A 17,828-nucleotide genomic window follows, 5' to 3' on the forward strand; every position below is an offset into this window, starting at 1 on the left:
TGATGCCCGGGAGAGACAGGGTACGGTCCTGGCAAGGGGTGCTTACTACTAACGCGCGCGGGCGACGATGCTTGCACGTCCCCACGGCGGTCGCTTCAGCGACGCCGGGTTGCTCGGAGTGCCACCGTTCGGGATGGCCCGGGGGCCAACTCGGGTTAGAAGCCGGTGCATTCCAAAAAGACCCGCGAGGACCGCATGAAGCGTCGTACCCCGCTCGCCCTGGTGGCGGCCCTGCTGATGGTGGCCGGCACGCCAGTGTGGGCCCAGACTCCCGCCGTCGCCAACAAGGCCCCCGCCACCCCGTCCGCTGTCACGAAGAGCAAGGCGAAGGGCCGCGCGCTCGCCCCCGTGACGAGCGTGGAAGGCATCTCCGAGTACCGCCTGCCCAACGGGCTGAAGGTGCTCCTCTTCCCCGACCCCACCAAGCCCACGGTGACGGTCAACGTGACGTACTTCGTGGGCAGCAAGCATGAAGGCTACGGCGAGACGGGCATGGCCCATCTGCTGGAGCACCTGATGTTCAAGGGCACGCCCACCACGCGCAACGTGCCCCAGGCGCTCACCGAGCGCGGCGCCCGGCCCAACGGCACCACCTGGCTGGACCGCACCAACTACTACGAGACGCTGCCCGCCTCCGACGCCAACCTCCGCTGGGCCCTGTCCTTTGAAGCCGACCGCATGGTCAACAGCTTCATCGCGAAGAAGGACCTCGACAGCGAGATGACCGTCGTCCGCAACGAGTTCGAGTCCGGCGAGAACGACCCGCGCGGCATCCTCTTCGAGCGCGTGATGAGCGCCGCGTACATCTGGCACAGCTACGGCAAGGCCACCATCGGCGCGCGCTCCGACTTGGAGAACGTGCCCATCGACCGGCTCCAGGCCTTCTACCGGAAGTACTACCGGCCGGATAACGCCGTGCTGGTGGTGGCGGGCCGCTTCGAGGAAGCCAAGGCCCTGTCGATGATTCAGGACACCTTCGGCAAGCTGAAGAAGCCCAACATCCCCCTGCCCGCCACGTACACCGCCGAGCCCACGCAGGACGGCGAGCGCGAGGTGCAATTGCGCCGCGTGGGTGACACCGCGCTGCTCACCAGCCTGTACCACGTGCCTGAAGGCGCGCACCCCGACTTCGCCGCCATCGACGTGCTGACGCTGGTCATGGGCAACAACCCCTCCGGGCGCCTCTACAAGTCGATGGTGGAGACGAAGAAGGCCTCGCGCGTGAGCGCGTCGAACCTCCAGCTCCGCGACCCGGGCATCATCGTCTTCAGCGCGGAGATGCGCGACGACCAGCCGGTGGCCGCGGCCCGCGAGGCGCTGCTGAAGACGGTGGAGGCCGCGGCCCGCACGCCCTTCACCGAGGAGGAGGTCAACCGGGCCAAGGCCACGCTGTCCAAGTACATCGACCTCACCATCAACAACTCCGAGCGCGTCGCCATCAACCTGTCGGAGTGGGAGGCCACCGGTGACTGGCGCCTGCTCTTCCTGCACCGCGACCGCATCGAGGCGGTGACGCCCGCGGACGTGACGCGCGTGGCGTCCGCCTACCTCAAGTCCTCCAACCGGACGCTGGGCACCTTCATCCCCACGCCGAAGCCAGACCGCGCGGAGCTGCCGGCGCCAGTCAACGTGGCGAAGATGATGGACGGCTTCAAGGGCCGCGAGGCCGTGGCGCAGGGCGAGGCGTTCGACCCGTCACCGGCCAACATCGAGTCGCGCGTGCAGCGCGGTGAGCTGCCGGGCGGCGTGAAGTACGCGGTGCTGCCGAAGAAGACGCGCGGCAACATGGTGAACGTGTCCCTCACCCTGCGCTGGGGCACGGAGGAGGCGCTGCGCGGCAAGGCGGACGCGGCGCAGTACGCCGGGCGCATGCTGATGCGCGGCACGAAGCAGCACACGCGCCAGCAGCTCCAGGACGCGTTCGACAAGCTGAAGGCGCGCGTTGGCGTGGATGGCGGCAGCACCGGCGCCTCCGCCTCCATCGAGTGCCCGCGGGAGAGCCTGCCGGAGGTGCTCAAGCTGGTGGCCGAGGTGCTGCGCGAGCCCGCCTTCGACGAGAAGGAGTTCGCCCTGCTGAAGCAGGAGCGGCTGGCGTCGCTGGAGTCCGAGCGCAGCGAGCCGCAGACGCTGGGCAACATCGCCTTCTGGCGTTCGCTGTCGGGCCACTACCCGAAGGGCCACCCCTACTACGTGGCCACGCTGGACGAGCGCATCGCCGGGGTGAAGGACACCACGCTGGAGCAGGCGCGCGCCTTCCACAAGGCCTTCTACGGCGCGTCGAATGGCGAGCTGGCCGTGGTGGGTGACTTCGAGCCCAAGGACGTGACGGCGCTCGCGGGCACCCTGCTGGGTGGCTGGAAGAGCCCCGCGCCGTACCAGCGCGTGCAGCAGGTGTTCGGCGGCGGTGAGGCCGCGTCCGTCGCGCTGGAGACGCCGGACAAGGCCAACGCGTACTACATGGCCGGCCAGTCGCTGAAGCTCCGCAAGGATGACAAGGATTGGCCGGCGCTGATGCTGGGCAACTTCGTGCTGGGCGGCGGCTTCCTCAACTCGCGGCTGGCCACGCGCATCCGTCAGCAGGACGGCCTCTCCTACGGCGTGGCCAGCAGCCTGGACGCGAGCGACGTGGACGAGGTGGGCACCTTCTTCACCTACGCCATCTACGCCCCGGAGAACGCGGCCCGGCTGGAGACGGCCATGCGCGAAGAGGTGACGCGCGCGGTGCGGAAGGGCTACTCGGCGGAGGAGCTGAACAAGGCGCGCTCGGGCATCCTGGAGTACCGGCAGTCGGCGCGGGCGCAGGACGGGAGCCTCGCGCGGCAGCTCGCCAGCTACCTGTTCCTGGGCCGCACGCTGGCCTTCGATGCGGCGCTGGAGCAGAGGCTGACGCAGCTCAAGCCGGAGGACGTGCGCAAGGCCATGGCGCGGCACCTGGACTGGACGAAGGTGACGCAGGTGCGCGCGGGCGACTTCGCCACCGCGCAGAAGAAGGCCGCGCCCGCGGTGAAGGCCCCCGCCGCGCCGTGACGCGGTAGTCCGTCATCCTTGTGAGGGATTGGAAGCCCCGCGGTGCCTCAGTGGCGCCGCGGGGCTTTTGCCTACCGGGAGCCCCACTGGAAGTCGTGGTACCAACTGGCCACGTTCACGCTGAGCCCCACTACCGTGCTGTGCCGCTCATGGGGAAGCGGCTCGCCGCCCAGCTTGAGCGCCCACGCGCGCTGCACGTAGACCTTTACCCACTTGTAGCCGCCCTTCACCGTCACGGCGGGCTCGGCGAAGAGCCACACGGGGCGTGTCACGTCGTCGGCCACGAGGAACTCGCGGGTGCGCTCCGCGTCGGTGTAGCCAGTTGCGTCGAGCGAGACATACTTCACCGCGGACAGGCGCACCGAGCCCGCGAGCTCGAAGTAGGGCGTGACGTAGCCCAGGTTCGGTTGAATGAAGGCACGCACGGCGCGGGCCGTGAAGCCGACGTCGCGGGGCATGGCGCCGTTCACCTCCAGCCGGTCGCTCGCGGTGGATTGGCCGTAGCCCAGACCGCCGTAGGCCTCCCACACGCCGTTGCCCAGGAAGGTGCCGTAAAGGCCGCCTCCCACTTCACCGAGCGCGCCGTTCGCGCGGCGCTCCCCTTCCGCATACCGCTCGTAATAACCCTGGGCCAGCAGGCCAACGCCCTCGCGTGGGGACCAGGCCACCTGGAGGTTGTTGTTGCCGAGCGTCCCCTTCAGCTCACCCTCCTCTCGCAAGAGCGGCGCGCTGACTTGATTGGGTTTGTACAGCGTGGTGGTGCATCCGGTGACGGCAAAGGAAATCCCCAGCGCGAAGCAGGTGCGGCGGAGTCGTCTCATGGCAGCCTCCTGCACCTGAAACACAGCAATGGCTGTGCCTGCTTTCCTGACGCAGCGGGCCACGCCGCTCCGTCGAGGAGCGGGTGCTGGGAATTACCTGACACGTCACGATTCGCGTGGATGTCAATCCGCGAAACCCAGGACGCGGTGCGCAGCGTGTGACGCGCCCTCCCCTCCCCTTCAGCGCGGCGGCAGCGTGGCGAGGAAGGCGTCCAGCGCGGCGTTGAAGCGCTCCGGTGCATCCATCATCAACCAATGGCTGACACCTGAGAACACGGTGTGCGGCGTGCCTGGGTACAGCAGGTGGTAGGCATGGGGCTGGATGAAGGCGTCCACGACGAGCGTGTGGAATGGGCCCTTGTAGCGCTCCAGCACGCGGTCCGAGTTGAACGTGAGCATGCTCTCCAGCGCGCCGACCACCACCTCGCGCGGCGTGGCGTGCAGCCAGCGCATCACCGACTCGTGCGTGTGCGGCTTCGCGTTCTGGAGGATGGGCGTGAACCACGCGTCCATGAAGGCGCGGTAGGAATCAGGACGTGTGCCTTCGTGGAAGCCTTGGAGCTGCTCGGGCGGGAGCGGCGGCATCGTCCCCGCGGCGTCCGCGATGACGAGCCCGGCGAGCCGCTCGGGCCAGCCACGGGCGTACTCCGCCGCGACGTAGCCGCCGAAGCTGTGGCCCACCAGGACGAAGCGCTCCAGGTCCAGGGCCGTGGCCACCGCATGAAGGTCATGGGCCATTTCCTCGGCGCCGTAGCGGCCCTGGGCGTCGAGCTCCGAGTCGCCCATGCCGCGCAGGTCGAACGACACGGTGCGCTGCTTCAGGTGTGCCTGCTGCGCGGCCCACTGCTCACGCTGGGAGGCGTTGCTGTGGACGAAGACGACGGGAAGGCCGCCGCTGCCAGCGTCGGTGACAGCGAGCTGGCCCGCGGGTCCCTGGACGGTACGCGAGGTAGAGGTCATGGCGCGCGGGACGATGACACGATTCGCGGCCCGCGCGCTGGGGGCACCCTCCCCTGCCCCTCGCGAGTGTCGGGTTCAGGCCGCGCCCTGCCGTGACGCCACGTCGCCCAGCGCCACTGCCCCCTGCTGGCGCGTGCGTGCCCGGAGCCCGACGAACGCGGCGAGCCACGCGAGCAGCGCCATGGCGGCCATGACCCCGGCCATGGGCAGCGCGGTGCCATTGTTGAACGTGCTCACGGCCCACGACGCACCGGCCGCCGCGGTGAACTGGAGCGCGCCCAGCGCGGCCGACGCCATGCCCGCGCGCGCGGCGTGCCGCTCCAGCGCAATCGCAGTCGCGTTGGGTCCCACCAGGCCCATGAGCGACACGAAGAAGAACAGCGTGACGGCGATGCCCCATAGGCCCATGAAGCCGGTCCACGCCACCACCAGCACGGCCGCCGCCGCGACGACACACAGGCTCAATGCCAGACGCAGCAGCCGGTGCAGCGGCAGGTGCGTCACCAGCTTGCGGTTGAGCTGCGCCACCGCAATCAAGCCCAGCGCGTTGACGCCGAAGAACCAGCCGAAGTGCTCCTCCGGAATGCCATACAGCGAGATGAACACGAACGGCGAGCCCGCGATGTACGCGAACATGCCCGCCTGCGCGAAGCCTCCGGCCAGCGCCGGGCCCACGAAGTCCGGGTCCTTCATCAATGCGCCCAGCCGGGAGCGCATCGTCTGCGAGCCCTCGTGCGGCGGCGCCGTCTCCGGCAGCGACTTCAGCACGAAGGCCAGCGCCACCGCGCCCACCGCCGCCAGCGCCACGAAGATGGCCCGCCACCCCGAGTACCGGAGCACCAGGCCGCCCAGCAGCGGCGCGAGGATGGGCGCCACGCCCATGACCAGCATCAGCCGCGACATCGTCCGCGCGGCGTCAACGCCGGACCACAAGTCACGCACCACGGCGCGCGGAACGACCAGGGCCACCGAGCCACCCAGCGCCTGCACGAAGCGCAGGGCCACCAGCATGGGAGCCGACGGCGCCAGCGCGCAGCCCAGCGAGCCCAGGACGTACAGCGCCAGGCCCGCGTAGAGCGGACGCGTGCGCCCGAAGCGGTCGATGAGCGGGCCCGTGAAGAGCTGGCCCAGCGCCAGCCCCGCGAAGCACGACGCGAGCGTGAGCTGGATGGCCGGCGCGGTGGATTGCAGGTCCTCCGCGATGCGCGGCAGCGCCGGCAGGTACATGTCGATGGAGAGCGGCGCGAACGCGGTCAGTGTCCCCAGCAGCAGCTCGAGCCCGAGCGTGCCCTGCACGGCGGGCCTGTTCGAAGACGTGGTCATGGACTCCCTGGGCCAAGGGCCGAGCCCCGGCGGATAACCGGCCCTCCGCCTCCGCGCCGTGGATGTGCCGCGCGCCCAGAAGCACGATTGCTGGAAGGGAACGCCGTGGCTGTACCCACCGTCCCCCCACCCGCCGAGCAGCCGCGTGGGCCGCCACCGGCATGTCAGACCCCCGGGTTATTCCTTTTCCCGTCGCGCACACGAAGGTGTCGGGCCCTGGCGGCCCGAGCTCGATTTCGCCACTGCGCCCTCACCGCACGGAGCGAGTCCACCCATCCGTGTACGCGACACCCGATTCCCCCGCGCGCGGCATCAGCGCTGACGTCGCGCGCGGGGGAAAAGCGTGGTGCCCTGGCCATGGGGGCCGGGGGCCGCGCCAGCGTGGGGCGGACCTTCAGGTCCGTTGAGCGGGGAGGTGCCGTCATCCCGGGGGGGCGGGCGGCGCCATTCCTTTCTCCCCACGCGATGACCTGGTTTTTGCCGCCCGGGACGGGGGGCGCGGTCAGGCTTGATGGCCTGGCCCGACCTTCCGCCGGGTGGCCGGTGCGCGCGAGGCAGACAGCGCCTCATCCCCTCCCACTGGCTGCCTCGCGCGCTTCCGTAAATTCTCGAACGAGGGCGGGGCAGGGCGCTCGCTCCACCGGGCGCCCTGCCTCGCTCGGGGCCTTTGCTTGCCAAGGGCCCGGGTTGGGCGCCATACGAAGGCGCGAAACGGCGGCGAGGCAGGTCAGCCTGCCCGCGTCGCCCGCGACCTTCGTGAGACATGGGACTCCGGTACGACGTCATCGTGGTGGGGCTGGGCCATGCGGGCAGTGAGGCGGCGCTCGCCTGCGCGCGGATGGGCTTGGCCACGTTGGGCCTGACGCTGAAGCGCGAGCGCTCGGCGGTGATGAGCTGCAACCCGGCGGTGGGGGGCACGGCCAAGGGGCACCTGGTGCGAGAGCTGGATGCGCTCGGCGGAGAGATGGGGCGCGCCGCCGACCAGGCCGGCACGCACTTCAAGACGCTGAATGCCTCCAAGGGGCCCGCGGTGCAGGCCTCGCGCCTGCTCTGCGACCGGGACGCCTACGCGGCCGGCATGCAGGCGGTGCTCTTCTCCCAGCCGAACCTCACGGTGCGCGAAGGCGAGGTCGCCGCGCTGGTGGCCGGTGGTGGCCGCATCGAGGGTGTGGTGCTGAAGGACGGCGCGCAGGTGGCGGCCTCCGCGGTGCTGCTCACCACGGGCACCTTCCTCCAGGCGCTGATGCACGTGGGCGAGCAGAAGGAGGTCGGCGGCCGGCTGGGTGACGAGGCGGCGCGCGGGCTGTCGGAGTCGCTGCGCGCGCTGGGCTTCACCCTGGGCCGCTTCAAGACGGGCACGCCGGCGCGGCTGGCGCGCGCGAGCATCGACTGGGACGCGCTGGAGCCGCAGCCGGGGGACACCCGCGCGCGGCCCTTCTCCTGGCGCACGAAAATGGAAGGGGAGGGCGGCATGCCGTTTCCCCGTCAGCCCTCGGTGACGTGCGCGCTCACGGCGACGACGCCGCGCACGCACGCGGTGCTGCGCGACAACCTGCACCGCTCGCCGCTGTACCAGGGCGACATCGTCGGCCGGGGGCCGCGCTACTGCCCGTCGCTGGAGGACAAGGTGGTGCGCTTCGCCTCGCGCGAGAAGCACCAGGTGTTCCTGGAGCCGGAGGGGCCCACGTCGCCGCTGGTGTACCCGGCGGGCCTGTCCACCAGCCTGCCGGCGGACGTGCAGCTCACCTTCCTGCGCACCATTCCGGGCCTGGAGCAGGTGGAGGTGGTCCGCTTCGGCTACGCGGTGGAGTACGACTACGCGCCGCCCACGCAGCTCAAGGCCACGCTGGAGACGAAGGCCATCGCCGGCCTGTACTTCGCGGGGCAGCTCAACGGCACCTCGGGCTACGAGGAGGCGGCCTTCCAGGGCCTGTGGGCCGGCGTCAACGCGGCGCTCCAGGTGAAGGGCGAGCCGCCGCTCCTGCCGGGCCGCGACGAGGCCCACGGCGCGGTGCTGGTGGATGACCTGGTGACCAAGGGCGTGGACGAGCCGTTCCGCATGTTCACCAGCCGCTCCGAGCACCGGCTGAAGCTGCGCGAGGGCAACGCGGACCTGCGGCTGGCCCGTCACGGGCACCGGGTGGGGCTGCTGCCGCGCGAGGCCCTGGAGCGGGCGGAGGCGCGAGGCCGCGCGGTGACGGAGGAGGTGGCGCGGCTGAAGCGCACCGGGCTGGCGGCGCGGCTGCGGCGGCCGGAGCTGACGTACGCGCAGCTGGGCGAGGGCCGCGAGGACTGGCCGGCGCTGTCACCCGACGTCGCCGAGGAGGTGGAGGTCGAGGTGAAGTACGAGGGCTACGTGGCCCAGGCCGCGAGGGCGGCGGCGCGCGAGGCCGAGTCCACGGACCGGTGGCGGATTCCGGAGGGCTACCGCTTCAACGAGGTGCGGGGGCTGAGCGCGGAGGCGGTGGAGAAGCTGACCGCGCATCGGCCCGGGACGGTGGGGCAGGCGCGCCGGATTCCGGGGCTGACGCCCGCCGCGGTGTCGCTGCTGCTGGTGGCGCTCAAGCGCGGAGCCGGGGCACCCACAGTCTGCTCGCGGCCCGAGGACTGATCAAATAAGAGGCTGTGGACAACGTGTGGGAAACTTTTCGGGTGGCTATCTCCTGAATGATTCCAGTGGGTTGTAGGTAGGTTTGACGCGGAGGGCTTGTGGATAACGCGCGGTTCGAGGATCAGCTCGCGGCGGGGTGCCGGGCGCTGGGAGTGACGGTGGCGGCGGACCTGGGGCCGCGGCTCCAGCGGTTGATGAGCGAGCTGCTCAAGTGGAACGCGAAGGTGAACCTCACGGCGATTACGGCGCCGGAGGAGGTGCTGGAGAAGCACTTCCTGGATTCGCTCGCGGTGTTGCCGGAGGTGACGGGCGCGGCGACGTTGCTGGATTTGGGCGCGGGCGCGGGCTTCCCGGGGCTGCCGTTGAAGCTGGCGCTGCCCTCGCTGGGCGTCACGCTGGTGGACACGGTGGGCAAGAAGGCCGCGTTCATCAAGGCCGCGGCGGCGAGCCTGGGGTTGCAAGGCGTGCGCGGTCTGCACGCGCGCGCGGAAGGTGCGCCGGAGACGGAGGGGATTCCGCGCGCCGAGGTGCTGATCGCGCGCGCCTTCATGGACCTGCCGGATTGGCTCGCGCTGGCGCCCGCGTATGTGGAGCCGGGCGGGCGCGTGGTGGCGATGCTCGGCAAGGCGCAGCCGGACGCGGAGCTGGCGGCGCGCGCGGCGGAGCGGCAACTGCGCGTCGTGTCCGCGCGCTCGTACCGGCTGCCGTTCTCCAGCGCCGAGCGCCAGGTGGCGGTGTTCGCGAAGGAGTAGGGGAGGGGAGCGCAGGCCCGTGAGTCATGCCGGGCCTGCGACGGGTGAAGTGCCGGGTGTGAGTTCGCTGGACATCCCGGGGAGGGGATGAAACTTCCAGGCGAGCACCACCCCGAGCGCCTCGAACATGCGATTGCCTTTTGCCCCGTCCCACCGTGTTCGCATGCCAGCGCCCTGGAAGATTCTCCTCGGACTCGGTGTGCTCGTGTCGTGCCTGGCCGCCTTCCTGGTGACGCGCACCGCGCTGTTCTTGAGTGAGGCCGTGCGCACCGAAGGCACCGTGAAGATGGTCGTGGTGACGGAGCCCCTGCGTCGGCACTCGAATCGCGACCGCGAAATCACGACGTACCAACCCCATGTCCGCTTCGTCACCCCGAGCGGTGACGAGGCGTGGATCACCGGCATGGCCGGTGACCCGCCCGAGTACGAGCACGGGGAGCTTGTCGCCGTGCTCTATCTGGCGGAGTCACCCGAGGACGGCCGCATCGACTCGTTCATGGAGCTGTGGCTGGGCGCTGTTGGCGCGGGGGGCGTGGCTGCGCTGCTGCTCATGTTCAGCTTCGCGGCGTGGCGCTTCGGACTCTGAGCGCATTGGGAGGGCTCGCGCTGCGCCAGATGGGGTGGGCGCGAGCCGGGGCCCTCGTTAGGTTTCACGGCGGAGGTGCCACGCATGAAGCCGCTGCCGACGGACCGCCCGCGCGTCTGGTTGTTCGAGCGTCACGCGCACGCTGCCACGTTGAAGGCCTCGCGCTCCCGCTTCGAGCGCCAGTGGGGCCCGCCGCACCGGGTGGTGCCTCACGATGAGGGCCGCTTCCAGGAGGCGCACTGGAATTGGCGCAGTGAGTGTGGGCTCGAGCTGGTGGTCGTCTCGATGCGAGAGGCCGACCGGTTCCATGTGTTCATCGAGCCCATGGAGGTCGACCACGCCCTGGCCCACCTGGGATTGAAGGACGAGGTCGTGGAGTGGAGAGCGGACGAGGGGCTGCGCATTCCGCGTGAAGGCTGGGTTCTCACGCGCATGGATGAGACGGGCAATCGCTACGACGTCGCGCAGTCGCCCGAGCGCGCGCATGTGGCGTGCTTCGCGCGCATCCTCGAAGCGCGTGGGCACAAGCAGTCGTACTCCGTGGAGCTCCGCGGACCGCCGGCCCATGAGGACGCCGCTTTGAAGGTCTGGGCCGTCATCCGTCAGGATGAATACGGCAATCGCGCGGAGGTGGCCCGGCTTGAGTGTGAGCAGGGGGCTCGCGCCTTCGCTGAGGTCTACGAGGCGGACCCCCGGCACAAGCAGACGTACTTCGTGGAGCCCGTGGCTCCGCGTTCCTGAGTTGGTTCCGCGGGTGCGTGGTGGGCGTGTCGAACGGGATGCGCGCACCTCGCGCCATGCAGGCTGGCGAGCGGTTGGAGGGTGTCTCGGGAGCATCGTTGAGGACCTGCGGCGCACGGTGACCGCGGCATGCGGGAGGACGAGCGGTTGGATGATGCGCCAGCACGGCCGCGTCACGGGTTGCCGAGGTCCCTGTCGAGGCGCGGGCTGGTGGTTGAGTGCTGCGTGAGCAGGGGCTGCGCTCGTCCTCCGGCCAGGCATCACAACGCTCGTGCTGTCGGATGTACGGAGTCCGTGCGGCAGTGGGGCTGCTTGCTGAACGCTGCATCCGTGCTCCCTCCCGGTGCTCGGGACAGTCGCGCAGCGGGCGCGAGCGAACGTCGCAACACGGCGCCTCGGGCTGCTTGAGGCACGTCGGGATGGGGTGACGACGAAGTGCATCCTCGACGGGTTTCGTTCACACGTGGCTGCGCGTCCGTCCTGTGTGGAGCGGTCCGCCTCCGAGCGCTTTCGAGGCATTCGGATGAATGGGGATGCAGCGCATGGCCGGCTCGGCGATGCCGTCTCGTTGGGGCGCGAGGTCGCCCCGGCCGCGCGCAGTTGGAGGCGCGAGAGCGACCGGGATGGAGCTTCGCGTCCGGCCTCTTCGTGCGCGGTGCTGCGCGAGGGTCAGTCACCTTTGGGTTCGGTGGGCGCCACGGTTCGTGTTCCTGAGGCCCTCCAAGTCGGGCTGCGTGTTGGTGCCTGACGTCGCTGTTCGCGGGACCTTTGGCTCAGGCAGATGCGAGCGGTGATTCGTGATGGCCGCACCGCTTCGCGCAGGGCGTTCATCCGGTCAGTGCCTCATGCGGACCGTGGTGGTCACCGGGTTCGGCATGGAAGCGCTCCGTGCGTCGCGACGCGCGAGCGGTCGCATCGGCATGAGCGGACGCGTGCTTGTTCTGGACGAACGGCATGTTGATGGAAGCGGGCGTCGAGCGTGGCTTCGCGGTGGATGCGCGGCGCGAGACCCGCGCGCCGACGTGGATGCGCCGTGGAGGTGATGACCGGACCGCCGCGGAGGCGTGCCCTGCATGTGACGGGCGGATGTCGTTCGCTCACGCGACTGGCCCAGGTCCCCGTTCCACGTGGAACGGGACGCTCGGCATGCGCATGCGTCGTGGTGGAAGAGCGCGTCTGGCCGCGCCCGGAGCAGCGAGTGCTCCAGGCGGGCGGAGCGTGGGTGACGGCCGTCAGGTGTTCGCGGACTCCGCCTGCGTGCGCAGGTCCTCGCGGTGAACGGCAGCGGATGACTTCGTCTTCGGCCTGGCGCTCGTTCCACATGGAACCGGGAGCGCCTCACCTCGGGAAGAGGTCGTCGGCCGTTCGCGTGCGCGCCTGGGTTCCCGCACCACTCAATCGGAGCGTGGGGCGCCGCGAGCACATGGCTTCGATGAGCGCTCATCCTCCTGGGCCGGGCCGTTCCACGTGGAACGGGAAGGAGGGAAGCGCGGGCCGTCGCGCGACCGGAGTGGCTTGCTCATGCGCGGTGCCACCGTCGTTCTCCGGTGAGCAAGGAGGAGCGAACGCAGGGTCGCGTTGAACGGGCGCGACGCGCTCATGTGCGGGCCCAGGCTGCTTCACGTTGAGCGGGGAGGGTGAGCACGGGAGACAGGTGGAGCGGAGGCGGCGCGTTGCGAGTTCCTTCAGCGTGCCTGGTGAAGAAGGAGCGAGCGCGTGGCCACATTGGGCGAGCACGGTGGGTTCATGCGCAGCCCTCACCGTTCCACGTGGAACAGGAAGGGAGGCGCGGGTGCGTGGCCGTGCTGAGTGAGTGCGGCTTGTCCGTGCGCGATGCGCTCCGTGGTTCCACGTGGAACAGGAAGGAGGCGCTGGTGCGTGGCCTTGCTGAGTGGGTGCGGCTTGTCCGTGCGCGATGCGCTCCGTGGTTCCACGTGGAACAGGAGGGGAGGCGCTGGTGCGTGGCCTTGCTGAGTGGATGCGGCTTGTCCGTGCGCGATGCGCTCCGTGGTTCCACGTGGAACAGGAGGGGAGGCGCTGGTGCGTGGCTGGGTTGAACGGGTGCAATTCGTTCGCTCGCGATGGCCTCCGTGGTTCCACGTGGAACAGGAGGAGGGCGAAAGCGAGTGGCCTTCCTGAACGAGTCGGCTCGGTCGCGCGGTGCCATCCACGGTTCCATGCGGAGCACGAGGAGGCGTTGGTGCGTGGCTGGGTTGAACGGTGCGGCTTGCCCATGCGCGGTGCCATCGCAGTTCACGTGGTGCGGGAGACGTGGGTACGCGCAGGGGTCTGCTGCGTGCGCAGCTCAGCGGCCTTTCCGTTCCACGTGGCGCAACGAGATGGCGTGGACTCGTCGACCCGAACACATGGCTGGGATGAGCGAGTGCTGGAGGTTCCCACGCGGAGCCGGTGCTCGTTCCACGTGGAACATGGCCGGGCTGTGAGCACGTCGTGGTGGAGAACCGGCGCTGTTCGCTCAGGTGCTCACGCCATCCTCCGCTCATGTGGAACACGAGGTCAGGAGCGAGTGGCCGCCGTGCGCCAGGCGGCGTGGACATGCGCGGCGCTCGCTGCCCGTTCCACGTGGAACATGAAACGGCGAGCTTGAGGATGATGCGCGAGCGCCTGCTCCCACGCGTCCCCAGCTCGCGGCCTGTTCCACGTGGAACGCCGGAGTGATGGGAGTGTCGGCGGGTTGAGCGCAGCGGGCGCGCTCGAGCGCGTCCTAGGTTCCACGTGGAACATGCGGACGACAGGAGCTCGCCCTGCATGGTGGTTGAGCCTGCTCGCGTGCGCTGCTTCGAGCCGTTCCACGTGGAACACGGGTGGCCGCATGGGCATGCCAACACGGCGGTTGAGCGTGCTCGTGCTGAGGACCTCGCTCGTCACGTGCTCCAGGTGGAGCTTGGCTCCGAACGCTCGCGCCATGAAGGCGCTTGGGCCTGCGGCGGGCCCGGTGGCTTGTTCCACGTGGAACGTGACGGCGGCACGTAAGCCCCCAGGCTGGTGCCACGCCGGGGAACATCCGCCATCGCCTTGTTTCACCTTCCGGATGGAGCGGCTCGCGCACCGGTCCACACGGGATGCGGGCGCCGAGTGGGCATGACGATGCGGCAGTTGAGTGGGCCCCTGGTCATGTCCAGGCCACCTCGCTTGTTCCACGTGGAACGCGAACACGGTGCCCGAGCTGATGCGTGTTCGCGGCGCCTCGCCAGTTCCACGTGGAACACGGACTCCGCTCCCTCAGGCGGGCCGTCGCGGCGTGTCCGCGAGTTCGCGAACGCCTGTTCCACGTGGAACGCGAACGCGGCTTCATCAGGGGCCGCCGCGGAGAGTTCGCGAACGCCTGTTCCACGTGGAACGGAGCAGCGGCGCTTGTTGGTACGTCGCGGTGGAAGGAGCCGCCGCGCCGCATGCGTACTTCGCGGAGCTGGTGCCTACAGGGAAGGAAGAGACTCGCCCGGGGTGGCACGTCGCGGTGGCAGGAGCCGTCGCACCGCATGCGTGCATCGCGGGGCCGGTGCTTCCAGGGAAGGAAGAGACCTCGCCCGAGGTGGCGCGTCGCGGTGGTTGGAACTGCCGCACCGCCTGCGCGCTTGGCGGGGGCATTGATGAAGGTGGATGCCTCCTGGGCGCCGCATCGTTTCGCGTCAGCGGAGTGCTCAGCGTGAGTACGTGCGCCTGATGAGGTGATGCGCGCGACTCCACGATGTGGCGGTGAACGCTCCTCCGCGGGCCGCTCAGGCGTTGCCCCTCGTAGAAGGCGCTGGGGGAGGGCGCAGGCTCGTACTCGCCGCAGAAGCGTCCGCCGACTCCTGCTTCGCGTCCATGTCGCGCGGCGCTCACGCCGCAGTCACGGGTGCGTGCTCCGCCATGCGCTCATCGGGCGCGGTCATGAAGGGGAGGCCGCTGCTCATCCAGCACGCAGCGCCAGTTCCACGTGGAACGCGTGGCGAGCTTCGCGTGCATCGGGGCTCCGCATGCGTCCGCCCATCGGGCCGTCCGCGGCGTGGGCCGGTTTGAGGCGCTCACTTCTGATGGAGTGGAGGATGAGGCGCGGCGGCGCGCACGGCCGCATCGCCGGTCCGACGGCGCGCCGTGCCAGCATGCGCCGCGCGGTGAGGCGACCGTTCAGGGGGCGCAGGTGCCGCCGAGCCGCTGCCCCCCATTGCGCGTCCCCGTTCTCCGCACCTGCATGGGGCGTCGCGCACCTTCCATGCGGATCCGGCGCAGGTGAAGAAACACCGGGGTGCGCCGCCTGCTCAAGCGCCCCATCGACCTGAAGCCCAGGCGCGAGCGCCGCGCACGCGGCGAAGCTCGCGACAGGGCAGGGACACGACGCGTCTCATCAAGGCGCGGTCCGTCCGAGCGTGCGTCCCGGCCCGACTCAGGTGCGTGTTGCCGGGACGCATGCGGCGCGCTCACGCCAAGCGACTCCGAGGGAACGCGCGCGTGTACGCCATGGCGCACCCCTTGCTCTTGCGCGGAAGCGGTCCCAGCGCCCGCCGCCTCCGGCGGGCGCGGGCCTCCCTTTCACCCAGGAGTCAACATCATGAGACCCATGTATCAATACGGCGCGGCCGACGTTCGCTACGGCCAGTCCATCCAGCTCGGGGGGAACTGCCCGCTCGACCTGAGTGGCACCGCGTCCTACGCCATCGGCTTCTGGCTGCGCCCGCGCGCTCCAGCCTATGACGGCAAGCTGCTGGAGTCCGGCTCGAGCTGGTCCCTGGGCCTGCACGGCCTGAAGCTGACGTTCTGCCTCCCGGGCATGTCGCCGCATCAGGTCTCGGAAATCGAACTGCGGCCCGACGAGTGGCAGTACGTCCTCATCAACTTCGAGTCGACCGGCACCCGCGCTGGCAACTACACGGTGTACGTGGACGGCACGACCCTCATCGAAGGGAGCCAGTCCAACATCACCGGCAGCACGTCACCGTTCGTGCTGGGCGCGTCCTGCGACGCGCAGTTCTACAACGTCGCCTTCTGGTCCGCCGCGCGGTCGGGAGACGCGCTCAAGCCGGTGTGGGACGTCCCACAGCCGGACCCGACGCTCGCCGCCTGTTACAGCTTCAGCGACGGCTCCAGCACGGATGTCTCCGGCCACAACCTGGGACAGGCGAGCCTGGAGCACGGCGCGCAGGTGGTGATGCTGGCGCCGTCGCTGCGGCTGGTGAACGGCGCGGCGCAGCCCTCACCCCGCGACAACCTCACGATGTCGGCGAACGGCGGCCCCTTCAGCGTGCAGGCGTGGTTCCACCTCGACGCGCCGTCTCCGTACCAGTCCGAAACGCATACCCTGTTCGCGTGCCTGGACAGCGTCAGCAACAAGGGCTTCACGCTGGGCATGCAGTGGGACGGCACCGGGTACAACGTCCACACCACCGGATACGTCGCGGACGGCGGCTGGCGGGGCTGGGGACACACGTCGCAGTTGCCTCCCGGCGAGTGGCACCATCTGGCGGCCAGCTATGACGGCAGTGCGCTGACCATCTATCTGGACGGCGAGGTCAGCCTGAACATCCCTGGCGTCGTCCAGCCCACGCTGTCGCAGCCCGTCTGGCTCTTCGGCGCCCAGCCCAAGTCCAATGTCGCCGGCGGGGCCGCCTACGACTTTCAAGGTCACGTCCAGGCGGCGGGGCTCTGGTCCCGCGCGCTCAGCGCCAGCGAGGTGCAGCAGTACATGTCGCGGGACCCCAGCGACGTCGACGGCTGCGTGGCGTACTACGCCTGGAACGGCACCGTCCTGGGCAACCAGGTGACCGGCTACCCGGCGCTGTTCCAGAACACAGTCACCCCCAGCATCGTCGTCACGCCGCCGTCGGCCTCCACGCCGCCCCCGGGCTCGGACACCACGACGCAGCAGTTGGCGAAGGCCGACCCGCCGTTGCCCTCCGCCCAGCTGCTCTTCGCGGAGCCGGTGGCCTTCCCCGACCAGAAGTTGCTGACGCAGGACCAGGCGCGGAACGTCCTCGCCTCGCTGGAGCCCCTGCTGGCCACGCTCCCCGAGTCGACCCGTGAGCGGATGCGGTCGCTCTCCCGGGACAACCTGTACCAGGGGCTGGCCCGGGTGGGCGGCCCCGGCGGCGCGCCCGTGGGCGCCTTCACCGGCCAGGTGGAAGGAAACCACTTCGTCTATTACCACCACACCGCGCGGGGCAAGGTGGAGGCCGGCCGGATGGAGCTGAGCGTCAACACCGAGTGCGTCGGGTGGATTGTCTCCGTCGCGGCGACCGGCTTCTCCATGCTGCTGTCGGCGTTCGGCGTGGGCTTCGCGGGTGCGAAGCTCATCTCCCCCATCCAGAAGGCCGTCACGGAGAGCACCGTGTTGCTCAACACGGTGAAGAGCGTGGCGGAGAGCTCCGTCCGGGATGCCGACAGCATCATCCGAATCATCAAGGCGTTCTACACGGCGGGGACCTTGGGGAAGATCTTCGGCGCAGTGCTGACGGGGAGCTGGTTCACCATCGCCGCCAACTGCGCCATGCTCATGTTGCAGGTCGCCGCGCTGTGGGCGACGGGCGGCGCCTACGTGGCCATCGTGATGCTCCAACTCGTGGCCAACTTCGCGCTCTTCCTCTACGTGCTCGACCACAAGCCCGCCGGCTGCTGAGGTCCGTGCCGCAGCTCCGCGTCCCGGGGCTCCCGCTCACGTGGGAGCCCCGGGCGCGGTGAACGGCGCGCCCACGAGACGCTCCTGTCCGTGAGGCGCGTCGGGCGAGCACGGCGCCCGCGCGCGGACACCGCGGAGCCACGCCGGCTCCGCGCGAAGTCCACCGCCGCCGACCCCCTGAAAACTGGCCCAAAGGTCCGAGAGTGCTCGGCGTCGGCCGTGCCGAGAGCATCCCCGTCCGCCCGGATTCCCGCTCGCCCGGCTGCTGGCACGCCACCCGCGCGCCCCCGAAGCGGTTCCACGGGGAACAAGCCGCCAGGCGCGTTCACCCTGCAGCGTCACGAGCCAGGCACCGAGACCCACGAGCCCGCGGCGCTGGCCGCATCATTATATA

General features: G+C 70.0%; 9 protein-coding genes. 6 read left to right on the top strand and 3 right to left on the bottom strand.

What is annotated here, in order from left to right; genetic code table 11:
• Positions 1-195 precede the first annotated feature (195 nt).
• Complete coding sequence (locus tag HV826_RS17790) at positions 196-3,027, top strand: pitrilysin family protein (protein WP_217918670.1); 2,832 nt, start codon at positions 196-198, stop codon at positions 3,025-3,027.
• Positions 3,028-3,098: 71 nt separating this feature from the next.
• Here the strand turns inward: HV826_RS17790 and HV826_RS17795 are convergent, their stop codons facing one another.
• The 3 genes from HV826_RS17795 to HV826_RS17805 form a co-directional block, all read right to left on the bottom strand.
• Positions 3,099-3,848, bottom strand: coding sequence for a hypothetical protein (locus HV826_RS17795; RefSeq protein ID WP_176418225.1), 750 nt, complete (start codon positions 3,846-3,848; stop codon positions 3,099-3,101).
• 180 nt (positions 3,849-4,028) lie between these two features.
• A complete protein-coding gene (locus HV826_RS17800; protein WP_176418226.1) occupies positions 4,029-4,808 on the bottom strand; it encodes an alpha/beta fold hydrolase in 780 nt (259 codons plus the stop codon).
• A 75-nt stretch (positions 4,809-4,883) separates the two neighbouring features.
• On the bottom strand, positions 4,884-6,131 hold the full coding sequence (locus tag HV826_RS17805; RefSeq protein WP_176418227.1) for a multidrug effflux MFS transporter: 1,248 nt from the start codon (positions 6,129-6,131) through the stop codon (positions 4,884-4,886).
• A gap of 763 nt (positions 6,132-6,894) precedes the next feature.
• On the opposite strand from HV826_RS17805, the gene mnmG reads away from it, so the two are divergent.
• The 5 genes from mnmG (at position 6,895) to HV826_RS17830 (ending at position 17,434) form a co-directional block, all read left to right on the top strand.
• Positions 6,895-8,742 (top strand): tRNA uridine-5-carboxymethylaminomethyl(34) synthesis enzyme MnmG, encoded by a 1,848-nt coding sequence (gene mnmG, locus HV826_RS17810; RefSeq protein WP_176418228.1) that lies wholly within the window; start codon positions 6,895-6,897, stop codon positions 8,740-8,742.
• Between the two features lie 98 nt (positions 8,743-8,840).
• The gene (rsmG, locus tag HV826_RS17815; RefSeq protein ID WP_176418229.1) at positions 8,841-9,494 is read left to right on the top strand and encodes a 16S rRNA (guanine(527)-N(7))-methyltransferase RsmG; all 654 of its coding nucleotides are present in this window, start codon (positions 8,841-8,843) and stop codon (positions 9,492-9,494) included.
• Between the two features lie 163 nt (positions 9,495-9,657).
• Positions 9,658-10,080: a DUF3592 domain-containing protein gene (locus HV826_RS17820; RefSeq protein ID WP_176418230.1), complete on the top strand. Its 423-nt coding sequence runs from the start codon at positions 9,658-9,660 to the stop codon at positions 10,078-10,080.
• An 84-nt stretch (positions 10,081-10,164) separates the two neighbouring features.
• The gene (locus tag HV826_RS17825) at positions 10,165-10,821 is read left to right on the top strand and encodes a hypothetical protein (RefSeq protein WP_176418231.1); all 657 of its coding nucleotides are present in this window, start codon (positions 10,165-10,167) and stop codon (positions 10,819-10,821) included.
• Positions 10,822-15,373: 4,552 nt separating this feature from the next.
• Positions 15,374-17,434 carry a LamG domain-containing protein gene (locus tag HV826_RS17830; protein WP_255208355.1) on the top strand — a complete coding sequence of 687 codons (2,061 nt, stop codon included), beginning with the start codon at positions 15,374-15,376 and terminating at the stop codon, positions 17,432-17,434.
• The last annotated feature ends 394 nt before the right edge of the window (positions 17,435-17,828 follow it).

This window comes from Myxococcus sp. AM010 (genome assembly GCF_013372585.1).
GTDB lineage: Bacteria > Myxococcota > Myxococcia > Myxococcales > Myxococcaceae > Myxococcus > Myxococcus vastator.